The 12,319-nt window shown below is 32.3% G+C and carries 15 protein-coding genes; 7 read left to right on the top strand and 8 right to left on the bottom strand.

The features are described 5' to 3' along the window. Nucleotides 1–43 precede the first annotated feature (43 nt). Nucleotides 44–448: a lipocalin family protein gene (locus tag EV144_RS09210; RefSeq protein WP_134148200.1), complete on the bottom strand. Its 405-nt coding sequence runs from the start codon at nt 446–448 to the stop codon at nt 44–46. 164 nt (nt 449–612) lie between these two features. On the opposite strand from EV144_RS09210, the gene EV144_RS09205 reads away from it, so the two are divergent. Then, nucleotides 613–1,200, top strand: coding sequence for a hypothetical protein (locus EV144_RS09205; RefSeq protein WP_134148198.1), 588 nt, complete (start codon nt 613–615; stop codon nt 1,198–1,200). After that, nucleotides 1,197–1,541, top strand: a complete 345-nt coding sequence (locus tag EV144_RS09200; protein ID WP_243854645.1) for a hypothetical protein — start codon at nt 1,197–1,199, stop codon at nt 1,539–1,541. The genes EV144_RS09205 and EV144_RS09200 overlap by 4 nt, the downstream gene beginning before the upstream one ends. Nucleotides 1,542–1,820: 279 nt before the next feature. On the opposite strand, the gene EV144_RS09195 is transcribed toward EV144_RS09200, so the two are convergent. From EV144_RS09195 to EV144_RS24460, 4 genes are all read right to left on the bottom strand, one after another. Further along, nucleotides 1,821–2,585 (bottom strand): SGNH/GDSL hydrolase family protein, encoded by a 765-nt coding sequence (locus EV144_RS09195; protein ID WP_134148196.1) that lies wholly within the window; start codon nt 2,583–2,585, stop codon nt 1,821–1,823. 67 nt (nt 2,586–2,652) lie between these two features. Further along, nucleotides 2,653–3,435, bottom strand: coding sequence for a DUF3050 domain-containing protein (locus tag EV144_RS09190; RefSeq protein ID WP_134148194.1), 783 nt, complete (start codon nt 3,433–3,435; stop codon nt 2,653–2,655). Nucleotides 3,436–3,522: 87 nt separating this feature from the next. Continuing rightward, nucleotides 3,523–4,701 carry an acyl-CoA dehydrogenase family protein gene (locus tag EV144_RS09185; RefSeq protein WP_134148192.1) on the bottom strand — a complete coding sequence of 393 codons (1,179 nt, stop codon included), beginning with the start codon at nt 4,699–4,701 and terminating at the stop codon, nt 3,523–3,525. A 1,428-nt stretch (nt 4,702–6,129) separates the two neighbouring features. Then, nucleotides 6,130–6,189, bottom strand: coding sequence for a hypothetical protein (locus tag EV144_RS24460; RefSeq protein ID WP_410501177.1), 60 nt, complete (start codon nt 6,187–6,189; stop codon nt 6,130–6,132). A 169-nt stretch (nt 6,190–6,358) separates the two neighbouring features. Here EV144_RS24460 and EV144_RS24455 point away from each other — a divergent pair, with 169 nt between their 5' ends. Continuing rightward, nucleotides 6,359–6,616: a helix-turn-helix domain-containing protein gene (locus tag EV144_RS24455; protein ID WP_410501176.1), complete on the top strand. Its 258-nt coding sequence runs from the start codon at nt 6,359–6,361 to the stop codon at nt 6,614–6,616. Between the two features lie 55 nt (nt 6,617–6,671). Here the strand turns inward: EV144_RS24455 and EV144_RS09175 are convergent, their stop codons facing one another. Genes EV144_RS09175 through EV144_RS24280 form a run of 3 tightly spaced genes read right to left on the bottom strand, consistent with a single transcriptional unit; the run spans nt 6,672 to nt 7,192 of the window. Next, complete coding sequence (locus tag EV144_RS09175; protein ID WP_134148188.1) at nt 6,672–6,809, bottom strand: rSAM-modified peptide; 138 nt, start codon at nt 6,807–6,809, stop codon at nt 6,672–6,674. 50 nt (nt 6,810–6,859) lie between these two features. Beyond that, nucleotides 6,860–6,997 carry an rSAM-modified peptide gene (locus EV144_RS09170; RefSeq protein WP_134148187.1) on the bottom strand — a complete coding sequence of 46 codons (138 nt, stop codon included), beginning with the start codon at nt 6,995–6,997 and terminating at the stop codon, nt 6,860–6,862. Between the two features lie 18 nt (nt 6,998–7,015). Beyond that, nucleotides 7,016–7,192, bottom strand: coding sequence for an rSAM-modified peptide (locus EV144_RS24280; protein ID WP_208326844.1), 177 nt, complete (start codon nt 7,190–7,192; stop codon nt 7,016–7,018). 403 nt (nt 7,193–7,595) lie between these two features. On the opposite strand from EV144_RS24280, the gene EV144_RS09160 reads away from it, so the two are divergent. From EV144_RS09160 to EV144_RS09150, 4 genes are all read left to right on the top strand, one after another. Further along, nucleotides 7,596–9,152, top strand: a complete 1,557-nt coding sequence (locus EV144_RS09160) for a vitamin K epoxide reductase family protein (protein ID WP_134148185.1) — start codon at nt 7,596–7,598, stop codon at nt 9,150–9,152. A gap of 41 nt (nt 9,153–9,193) precedes the next feature. After that, complete coding sequence (locus EV144_RS09155) at nt 9,194–9,376, top strand: hypothetical protein (RefSeq protein ID WP_134148183.1); 183 nt, start codon at nt 9,194–9,196, stop codon at nt 9,374–9,376. Between the two features lie 47 nt (nt 9,377–9,423). Further along, nucleotides 9,424–9,552: a hypothetical protein gene (locus EV144_RS24410; protein WP_262712221.1), complete on the top strand. Its 129-nt coding sequence runs from the start codon at nt 9,424–9,426 to the stop codon at nt 9,550–9,552. Between the two features lie 573 nt (nt 9,553–10,125). After that, entirely contained in the window at nt 10,126–12,318 is a 2,193-nt protein-coding gene (locus EV144_RS09150) for a peptidase domain-containing ABC transporter (RefSeq protein WP_134148181.1), read from the top strand. Nucleotide 12,319 lies beyond the last annotated feature (1 nt).

Raw genomic sequence — 12,319 nt, 5'->3', positions numbered from 1 at the left:
AACCCTTGTAATTTAACCACAAGGGTTTTTATTTGTTTTATAATTAATCGCTGATTTTCTTGAATTTAGAACCACATCCTTCAAAGCAAGATTTATAAGTTGGTGAAAGATAGATATAGCCTTTTTCTAGTTTATAATTTTCTATAAATGTACCAGCTGGAGATTCTACTTGAGTAGTAAATTCATCGCAGTCGTAATCTAATGTTAATTTATCTGAAACAACAGAATATTTTCCTTTTATGCATTCCGTAAAACGAGTAGATTTAAAAGTTCCATTGGCATTAAACGTATAAGTGTAGCTGTCCTTAACTTTATTCCATTTAAAATTGTCATACTCTTCATAATGTTTCCATGTGCCAACAATATTACTTGTGTCTAGTTTTTTATCATCATTACTGCAACTGGATGTGAGAAAGATTAGAGTTAAAATTAAAATGATTTGTTTCATAATTTAGGTTTTAGTGGTTGGGTTAGTTTTTTGATCTGAAAATAGTATCACATTATAAACAAGATGATTAAATCCTTAAAAGGTTGCGTAAAGATTTTTGTTTAAGGAAGAAAAATAAGATAATTATACCTAAATTAGATTTCAAATTTGAGCATTATTACGCTATGAAATCAATATTATACGCCCTTTTTATTATTTTGTTTTTGTCAGGATGCGCCGGATTTTCGAATAAAATGGTCATGGGAAACAAAAAAACAGTATCAGATTTTAATTTAAAAACATTTGAAGGGCTTTATGCGTTATTTCCCGACAGCAGTTATGATAAGAAAGGGAAACCGCAGCTAATAGAAACATTAGAATCAAAATCGATGTACAATTTGAATTATTTTGTAAAATCTCACAAAGCAAAATATGATTATTCCGAAAGTTATACTGTTGAGCTAAAAGCTGCAGGTCAAAACCGGATGAAATTTATTACACAGAAAGACAACGTTAAAATTGACAGTATAGAATTAGGAGGCGAACTAAAAAAAGACGGATTTTTTTATCTTGATAATACTTACTTAAAAAGTAACGGGGTTCCGTATCTTGCTGGAGGATATACTAATTATAAAACCAGAATTGGATTAACGAAAGACAACGGACTTTTGGTACATTACGCTTATGACAATTCAGGTGCTTTACTCTTTATGTTTTGGGCTGGTTCAACTTATAATCTAGGATATCATTATAAAAAAATCGAGAATAAATGACTAAAATGTATCAGTATCATTTAAGACCGGGTTATAAATCAAAAGAACTTTTAATTGACATTTTTGGAGGAGCAGAAGGCGAAACTTTTAATTCTGATTTGCTAAATGCAATTGTTACGATAAATCCAAAAATGACCGATATTCTGGATTTATGGATGAATGATGAGGTTTTAATAACCTTTGATTCTGATGTTGGCCAATTTACAATTTCTAAAGACATTTGGGGTTTTGCTTTTATAATGGCTGATGGAAATCAGGAAGGTTTAATTCGGATCAGTTCGATTTTAGAAGATTCTGAACTTTTTGAAAAAGTAGAGGTTGATTTTGAAAATTATAAATAAAAACAAAATCCTTGAGACAACTTCTCAAGGATTTAAATAAATTAGCACTATAAATTTATTAATTTATGATCAAGACACATTATAAAGTTCAATTTTGTCTATTTGTTATTTGCTTATTCTTTATTGGTTTAGGAATATTTGACACATTAAATGAGGAACTCAAAACAGGAATGGATCTTTTTAGACAATTTTCTCATTTTGTTCCGTTTATGACGGGTGCAGTTATTTTTGGTAATAATTTGCATTTCAAACGAATGGAGAATTTGAAATCCTAAAATCTTACTCCTGAAGCGCTATTTTTACTTTAGGCAACATTCTCTCCACAAATAGATTATAAGCGCTCTCAGAAGGGTGTAAGCCGTCTGCAGCGACTAAACTAGGGATCTCTAAACCTTTTCTTGTAATATCTGTAATAGAAACAAAAACAATATTGTTGCTGATGCAATAATTTTCGGCAAAAGTGTTGTATTTGTTTATTTCTGAACTTATCCTTTCGCCCTGACCTTGCATTTGAATAGTACCAAAAGGTGTATAAGCATAATCTGGAATTGAAACGACAATTACATTTTTTCTGTCTCCTTTGGCCAGAGCAACTGCTTTGGCAATCAATTCGGGAAATTCCTTTTCGTAAATAGAAAAATCTCTTCCTTGATATTGATTGTTTACACCAATTAACAGCGTAACCAAATCGTATTTTGGATCCGGATTTTCTGTATTTATTGCATTAATCAAATTAGAAGTTGTCCAGCCTGTTTTGGCAATAACTTTTAAGGAAAAAGCAGATGTTGGATAAATTGCTTTTAAAGTGGCTTTTAGCTGCTCTGGAAATCGGCAGGTTTCGCAGACACTTTGACCAATGGTATAACTGTCGCCTAAAGCGAGATAATTTACAGAAGTAGAAATTGGCAATGTAGGAGTTGTTGGCGGAGGCGTTACAACAACTGGTGGTGGTGTAGTAGGATCTGTTGGCATTTCTTCAGAACTGCAGCCTAACGAAAGTATTATAAATAAAAAAGTAACTACTTGTTTGAAATGCGTTTTCATAATCGGGATCAATTAAGTTTCGGGTCATTTTAAACAAATAGTTACGTTAAATAACTTGATTTGGTTTTTACACCATTTCTGTTTTCATCAGAATTTCTTCTTCGATAGCGTTCCAGAGTCCGATTCTTTTTTCTAAAGCCAGAATCGAAATTTCTTCCACTTCTTTCCATTTTTCAGTATCATCTTCGCATAAATCTGTAATCATCTGCATGGCCATTGGTCCGTGCTCGTCAGCATCCAGTTCGATATGTCTTTCAAAATAGTATAGTAATTTGCTTAAATTAGTTTCAGGCAGGTTTTTCTGAAAGTTTTTAAGGATTTCAGTAAACATACTTGGGATAAGATCTTCTCTTCCAAAGGTAAACGCAGCGGCAATTTCGTGTGGTTTTCCTTCCTCAATAACTCTAAAAGTAAAATCTAAAAAAGCTTTTACATCAGGATGCAATGCACTTTGTTTGATGGCTACAAATATGTTATGAAGCGAATTTACTTCAGACAAAAAATTATTAATTCCGTTAGTATCAGCGCCGCAATCTATCATTGCTTCAAGATACATTTCGTAATGACTTTGTCTTCTTCCGTCAATAGTTAAATCTGTTTCTTCTGCCAGGACAATTTCATTGATTAAATATCTGGTTTCAGGATTTTTTGTGGCGAACCAAGGTGTTGTAGTACAGGTAAGTTTGGCTTGTAAAGCTTTTAACAAAGACATAAAATCCCAAACAGCAAAAACATGAGTCTCTAGAAAAGTTCGTAAATCATCAATGTTTTGAATTTTATTGTATAAAGAATGTTTTAAAAGCTGGTCTTTTTGAGGTTGAATGCTATTGTTTATAGTTTCAATATTCATTTTTATAAATTTTGTACAAAGATAAAAAGCTTCTCGGTAAGAAGAAGCTTTTAATATTGTTTTTGTATATTATTTAATAGTTGCCTGTTATTTAAACGCTGGAATTCCAGTTACATCCATTCCTGTAATCAACAAATGAATATCATGAGTTCCTTCGTAAGTAATCACACTTTCTAAATTCATCATGTGGCGCATAATAGAGTATTCGCCTGTAATTCCCATTCCACCCAACATTTGTCTGGCTTCGCGGGCAATATGAATCGCCATATCGACATTATTTCTTTTTGCCATAGAAATCTGAGCCGTTGTTGCTTTTCCTTCGTTTCTTAAAACACCTAAACGCCAGGTTAATAACTGTGCTTTTGTGATTTCGGTTATCATTTCAGCTAATTTTTTTTGTTGTAACTGCGTTCCTCCAATTGGTTTCCCAAACTGAATTCTTTCTTTAGCATAACGCAATGCAGTATCGTAACAATCCATTGCAGCGCCAATTGCGCCCCACGCAATTCCGTAACGTGCAGAATCTAAACAACCAAGCGGAGCACCTAATCCAGATTTGTTTGGTAATAAGTTTTCTTTAGGAACTTTTACATTGTCAAAAATCAATTCTCCGGTTGATGATGCACGAAGCGACCATTTATTATGAGTTTCAGGTGTTGTAAAACCTTCCATACCGCGTTCTACAATTAAACCGTGAATTCTTCCTGTTTCATCTTTAGCCCAAACTACAGCAATATCTGCAAAAGGAGCGTTAGAAATCCACATTTTAGCACCATTTAAAAGATAATGATCGCCCATATCTTTAAAATTAGTAATCATACTTCCAGGATCAGAACCATGATCTGGCTCGGTCAAACCAAAACAACCCATAAATTCACCAGTTGCCAGTTTTGGCAAATATTTCATTCTTTGCTCTTCGTTTCCATATTTCCAAATCGGATACATTACCAAAGAAGATTGTACAGATGAAGTAGATCTTACACCAGAATCACCTCGTTCTATTTCCTGCATAATTAAACCGTAAGAAATTTGGTCTAAGCCTGCTCCGCCATATTCGACCGGAATGTACGGACCAAAACCACCAATTTCTCCAAGTCCTTTTATAATTTGTTTTGGAAATTCTGCTTTTTGAGCGTATTCTTCTATAATAGGAGAAACTTCTCTTTTTACCCATGCACGTGCTGATTCGCGAACTAATTTGTGCTCGTCTGTCAATAAATCGTCAAGGTTGTAATAATCTGGAGCTTGAAATAAGTCTGGTTTCATCTTTGTATGTTTTTAACAAAACAAATTTACGCAATAAAAATATAACAAAACAAGGCTATTTTGTGATATTTTTAAAAGGCTTTCATAAAATTAATAGGATTTTGGCAAATTAAATGTAGTTTATTGATTATTTATGAACTATTTTTGAATTCCAAAAACAAATTAAATGAGGCTGATCATCTCTTTTTTATTTTTACTTGTACTGAATACTACAGCTGCTCAGCCAAAAAAAGAGCTTACAGAGCAGGAGTATTCTGAGTTACAGGATAAAATTCGATTTAGCATGAACTCAGATTTGGATCAAGGTCTCAAATATGCAGATCAAATGCTGCAATCGGAGAATAATAAGCACTTGGCATTTGCCAATGCTGCGGCTTCGTATTTATATCAACTAAAAGGAGATAAAGCAACTTCTGACCTAAAATACGCTTTGGCAATTAAGTATTTAAAAAAAATGCCAGAGTCTGATGAAAAAACAAAATTAAATTCTTATATAAATAATTACAAAGGTCTGACAGAGTGGAAGAGAGGCAATTTTAGCAGGGCTCTCAGCAGTTATCAGGACGGAATAAAACTGTCTGCCAAAATTGGCGATGCTATTCAAATCATAAAATTTAAAAGCAACATTGCGCTGCTTAATGAGGAAGTTGGTAACTATCAACTTTCTATTAGAATTCTGAAACAAAACAACAATTTTCTGGATAAAAATGAAAATTTGTACGAAAAAGATCAATTTCAGAATAGTAAGAGTAACATGTATACCAACTTAGGAAACTCCTATGAAGGTTATTATATGAAAAACCAAACCAAAAGATTCCTGTTAGATTCAGCTGAATATTTCTATAAAAGAGCCATTACATTTTCTCAAAAATTCACAGATAATAAGATTACTGCCAAGTTAAGTCTGGGCAATATCTATTTTATTAAAAATGATTATCAAAATGCAGAGAAAGTATATTATGATATTATTTTTTCTTCTAAGCAAAATAATAATATAGGCATTCTTCAACTTGCAACTTACAATTTGGGAGACTTGTATTTTGCCATGAAAAAATACGATAAAGCTTTAGTTTTTTTTAAAAGAGTTGATTCTCTTGCTGCAAAGGAAAAATTAAAAAATAATAATTTCTTAAAATCAAATTACCTTCAGGCGAAGATTTATAATCTAAAAAATGAACCCGAATTGGCGTATAAACATTCTAAGATTTATCTGGATGCTTACGAACAATTTGAAGGAAAGTTAAGAGATGAGGCAGTTGAGGTTAATTATAAATTAGGTGTTGAAAATCTGGGAGATGAAATGCTCGATATCCAGGAAAAATACAAATATGAAGTTTTTTGGAACAAAGCATTAAAGGTATTCTATGTTTTACTTGTGGTTGGAATAGTATTTTTGTTGGTTAAAAATATACGGGACAAGAACAAGGCTCATAAAAAAATGAATGCTTTGATCGAAGAGTTTAAAGCTAATTTAGAGAAGAAAGAAATCGAACTACCAATAGAAGTAATTGAAGTTCCGGAACCAGAAGACATTAGCCTAAAGAAAGAAAATGCCAATTTGACTATTGATGAGGCAAAAGAGAATAAAATTGTCGAAAAATTGCTGGCTTTAGAAGAAAAACTAGAATATTTAAATGCCGATTTTACATTGACTTATGTGGCCAAAAAAGTAAAAACAAATACAACTTATTTATCCTATATTGTAAACAAGCGATTTGGTAAGTCTTTTGGTGAATATTCTAATGAACTTAAGATAAATTATGTGATTAATCAGATGATTACTAATCACTTATATCGTAAATATTCTACTCAGGCGATTGCCGAAAGTGTTGGTTTTAAAAATGCGGTATCTTTTGCAAAATCATTTCGCAAAAGAACTGGAGTATCGCCAGCTCAGTTTGCAAATAATATTTAATAAATAAGAGTACTGTGATTATTCAGTACTCTTATCATGCTTTCAAAAAACAAATTTAACCATTTCCGTTTCCACCATTTTTCCCTGGATCTTTTGGCTCACCATCTCCGTCTCCGCCCCTAACTGTTTTTTGTTGTTTTTTTGATAATTTTTCGTTTTCGAATTCTTCAAATTTTGTGTTTATATTTTTCATGATTTGGATTTTTTAGTGGTTGTTACTATATTATATATTGAGGTGAATTTTTAGCCATTTCCATTTCCACCATTTTTCCCTGGATCTTTTGGTTCGCCATCTCCGCCTCCGCCTCTAACTGTTTTTTGTTGTTTTTTTGATAATTTTTCGTTTTCGAATTCTTCAAATTTTACGTTTATATTTTTCATAATGATTCTATAATTAAGTTATATCTTATTTAAATAAATTCTTTGTGCTTCTTCTTCAGCATTATTTCCATTTCCGCCGTTTTTTCCTGGATCTTTTGGCTCACCATCTCCGTCACCGCCTCTAACCGTTTTTTGTTGTTTTTTAGACAACTCTTCATTTTGAAAATCTTGAAATTTTAATGCCTTTTTTTTCATTTTAATGTGTATTTAAGATTTGTTTATAAGATGAATTTTTGATTTTTAGAGCTTGTAAACTCTATTTTAATTTGTCTTTTTTATTGATTTTACATCAATTCTAAGCCTCAGAATTTACAGCTTGTCAGCTTGTTTTTTTTACGACAAAGCGTAATGAGGTTCTTTCTTTATCAAAACTAGAGAAAAAGATAAACCTTTAATCGGAAATGAGGTTTTTAAGCTTTTTTTTTGAAAACATTGAGGTTAATTAATTGATATCCAATAAATTAACGCATTGCCTATGACTGGCATAATTTATAAATTGTATGTGGTATAATTAATAAAATGTGTGCCTTTGCATGTTTTTTTCCAATAAAAACACCAATATTTGTACTGTAATTATGATTTTAAAGCGTCCATAACGATGTTAAAACTTGTCCAAAAATTTCTACAAATAAACAGATACTCGGATATAAAAAATGAGTTTAAAGATTTGTTTCTTTCTCATCCAAATTATCCTAGCTTATTTGCTATTACAGATTCTTTTGATTTGCTTTCGATTGAGAACGCAGCAGTAAGAGTTTCGAAAGAGCAGATTGTTGATTTGCCTGCAAATTTTTTGGCATATTTTAAAGACGAATTAATATTGGTAGAAAAGGCGAAAAATTTTGTTCGTATTAATACAAGCAAAAAAAGCGGCTTAAAAATGACTTACGAAAATTTCCTTTTAGATTGGAATGGAGTAATTGTTGCAATTGAACCTAATAATGTTGTTGCAAGAGAAAATTTGAAAGTTGAATACAATTGGGTAAAATATTTTCTGCCTCTTTTGCTTTTAACCGGATTATCATTTTTCTATCATACTTATAGTTTATTCAGCATGGTTTTTTTAACCACATCAATTATAGGATTGGTTGTTAGCTTTTTTATCGTACAAGAGAAATTAGGAGTTAAAAATAGTGTTATTTCAAGATTTTGTAATTTAAGTATCAACTCATCTTGTAATTCGGTTTTAAATTTTGATGAAGGCAATAATAAATGGGTTAATTTTTCAGACTTACCATTACTGTTTTTCAGTTCTAGTGTTATAGCATTATTAATTCAGCCTTTTGCATCATCTGTTTTTGTGGGCTTTTTAAGTCTATTATCAATCCCGATTATCGTATGCTCAATCTGGATTCAAAAATTTGAGATTCAAAAATGGTGTGTAATGTGTCTGGTAGTTTCATTTTTGATTTTTACACAAAGCGTTATTTGGTTTTCATCAGACTTGTTTACATTGAATTTTACTTTTAATACGATTTTCCCGTTCTTGTTTTCTTTCATCCTTTTTATCCCAATATGGGCCGTAATTAAGTCGATGTTGAGAAATATATTAGACAACGATAACTCTTTAAAAGAGCTGAAAAAATTTAAAAGAAATTATTCATTGTTGAATTTCTTATCCAAAAAAGTAATCTATCCAAAAGGATTTGATGATTTAAGAGGTTTGACTTTTGGAAATAAAAATGCTGTGGCTAAGCTTTCGATCATCATCAGCCCAAGCTGCGGACATTGTTATAAAACATTTCAAGAAGCATTTGATTTGGTTTTAAGATATCCTGATAAAATATTTTTGAATGTTTTGTTTAATATCAATCCAGAAAATAATGATAATCCGTACAAAGTTATTGTCGAAAGATTATTAACCATAAATAGAGCAACACCTGGAAAAACTGTAGAAGCGATTTCAGATTGGTATATAAAAAGAATGGGTCTTAAAAAATGGCTCAAAAAATGGCATGTAGATTCTGTGAGTATGATGATTAATCAGGAAATACAAAAACAGTACGAGTGGTGTTCTAAAAATAATTTTAATTACACGCCCGTTAAAATTGTAAACGAAAGATTATTCCCTAACGAATATGAATTGAGCGAACTAAAATACTTCTTAAATGACTTTATGGAAGATGTAGAAGAAGTATTAGAAAAAACAGCATAAAAAGAATTATCTCCCCAAACCTAAATTAAAAACCTGCGATTATGTTAAAAAGTATTTTACAATTGAAAGGTGCAGTAGAATTAACTGCAAGTGAACAAAAAACAATTATTGGTGGCAATGCACCAATTTGTGAAGATGGATTTAAAGCAAAAAGATGTACAGAGTTTGGTACTGTTCCTTCTTACTGGAGTTGTGTTCCGGTTAGTTACGTAGGAAGCTGTTAAACCAAAACTGATTTTAGAAAATAAAGCAACAATAAAAATTTAATACAATGTTAGAAAAATTTTTAAAAAATAAAGACACTAAAAAATTGACCAAAGCAGAGCAAATAAAAATTAGCGAAGGACAACCAGAGCTAAATTGCAATAATGCTGCTGCTGATAAATATAATGCTTGCTAATTTGAGTAATTAAAATAGTAACAGAGAAATAAAATTACTCTGTTACTATTAAAATGGTATTGTTTATGCTAAAGAAGATTTTAAATCTGGTAGATGTTCAAAATATTAGTAAAAATGAACAGAAAACAATCAAGGGAGGAATACCTGATTGCTGGGTTTATGCTATAGAAGCTGGATGCATTTTAATACCAAACGGCGGTTTATGTCCCACAAATACTTTACCAGGCATTTGTGATTCGAGCCGTGTTTGCTGCTGATTTTAAACTTTTATAAAGTAATACGATAAAGCCTTATTTAGAATTTAGTCATGTTTTTTTTGAATGTATAGGCGCTCAATCGTGGAACATTGAGCAATTTCCCCACATTGATGATTGGTGTAGGGATTCTAAGGAGCAAGGGCACTGGGTTAATTTTATTTGGTTAGGGTTAACCAAGTGCCACATCCTTGAGAAATTGTATTATAAATAAATACGTTTTTAAATACCTAACAGAGAAGATATATATCTTCTCTGTTTTTTTATGTACCAAGAAGAAAATTTATTCTTAAATTGCTCTTGAATAAATCAAAATAAAGTGAAAAAATTCACACATTATAAACAAGCAGATCATAAAGATTGCGGTCCGACATGTTTAAAAATAATTGCGAAACATTACGGTAAAACAATCCATATTCAGGAGTTGAGAGACAGCAGTGAAACAACTCGTGAAGGAAGTAATCTGCTTTTTTTGAGTGATGCAGCCGAAAAAATTGGCTTTAGAACCCTGGGTGTAAAATTATCCGTTTCCAGATTAGAAGAAGCTCCTCTTCCGTGTATACTTCATTGGAATAAAGATCATTATGTAGTACTTTATAAAATAAAAAAAGATAAATATTATATCTCTGATCCCGCTTTTGGTTTAATCGAATATAATAAAGAAGATTTTATAAAATTCTGGATCGGTAATAATGCAGACGAATCTACAAAAGAAGGAATTGCTTTATTGATCGAAGCAACCCCAAAATTTTTTCAGTCAGAATTTGATAAAGAAGAAAACAAAGGCTTAGGATTTAAACTTTTGTCGCAGTATGTACTGCGTTACAAATCCTTTTTAATGCAGCTGAGTATCGGCCTTCTTGCCAGCAGTTTATTACAGCTTATTTTTCCGTTTTTAACCCAGAGTATCGTAGATGTTGGGATACAAAACCAGAACATTCATTTTATCTATTTAATACTTTTTGCGCAGTTATTTCTTTTTGCAGGAAGAACTGGTTTAGAACTTATCAGAAGCTGGATATTGCTCCATCTCTCCACCAGAATAAACATATCGCTGATCTCAGATTTTTTTATAAAACTGATGAACCTTCCAATTTCGTTTTTTGATGTGCGGATGACAGGCGATATTATGCAGCGTATAAACGACCATCACCGTATCGAAAAAATCCTGACCACATCATCTCTGAATGTTTTATTCTCAGTTGTCAATATGTTTGTGATGGGTGGCGTATTAGCTTATTTTAATCTGAAGATATTCTTTGTGTTTTTTGCAGGAAGTCTTCTGTATTTTGGATGGATTACACTTTTTTTAAAAAGAAGGGAAGTACTGGATTACAAACGTTTTGCCGAAGTTTCACAGGAACAGAGCAAAGTAATGGAACTCATCAACGGCATGCAGGAAATCAAGCTCCACAATGCCGAAAAACAAAAACGCTGGGGCTGGGAATATGTACAGGCAAGGCTTTTTAGGGTTTCGATAAAAGGATTGGTTTTAGAACAGACACAAACTATTGGTTCTTCTGTTATCAACGAATTAAAAAATATTTTCATCATATTCCTGTCAGCGAAACTCGTTATAGACGGTTCGATAACTTTAGGGATGATGCTTGCCATCAGTTCAATCGTAGGCAGTTTAAACGGACCTATTACGCAATTAATTGAATTTGTGAGAGAACTTCAGGATGCTAAAATATCACTGGCAAGATTATCTGAAATTCACGAAAAAGAAGATGAAAGCCAGCAGGAAACCCATCAGAGCAGTGATGTTCCTTATGATGAAGATATTGAAATCAAAAACCTTTCTTACCGCTATTTAGGATCTGATATTCCGGTATTAGACAATCTGACTTTAACCATTCCAGCAAATAAAGTAACGGCAATAGTAGGGGTAAGCGGCAGCGGAAAAACCACTTTGATGAAACTGCTTCTTAAGTTTTATGAACCCGAAAAAGGAGAAGTTACGATCGGAAATGCACAGCTCAAAAATATCTCGCAGAAAGCCTGGCGTGCTAACATTGGAGCCGTTATGCAGGAAGGCTTTATTTTTAGCGACACTATTGCCAATAATATCGCCATTGGAGTTGACAAAGTAGATAAAGAACGTTTAGTTTATGCTGCAGATGTTGCCAATATAAAAGAATATATCAGCGAACTGCCTTTGGGTTATAACACCAAAATTGGAGCAGAGGGAACCGGTATGAGCACAGGACAGAAACAGCGTCTGCTGATAGCCAGAGCCGTGTACAAAAATCCCGAAATATTGTTTTTTGATGAAGCTACTTCAGCCTTAGATGCAAACAATGAAAAAGAAATTATGCGAAAGCTGGATATTTTCTTCAAAGACAAAACTGTCGTTGTAATCGCGCACCGATTAAGCACCGTAATGAATGCCGATCAGATTGTGGTTTTAGATAAAGGAAAAATCATCGAAATTGGAAGTCATTCTGCACTAGTAGAGCAGAAAGGGAATTATTTTGAGCTCGTTAAAAATCAATTACAATTAGGAAACTGAT

This window comes from Flavobacterium sp. 270 (genome assembly GCF_004368785.1).
In the GTDB taxonomy this organism is placed as follows: domain Bacteria; phylum Bacteroidota; class Bacteroidia; order Flavobacteriales; family Flavobacteriaceae; genus Flavobacterium.
This window is presented reverse-complemented; position numbering and strand designations above follow the sequence as displayed.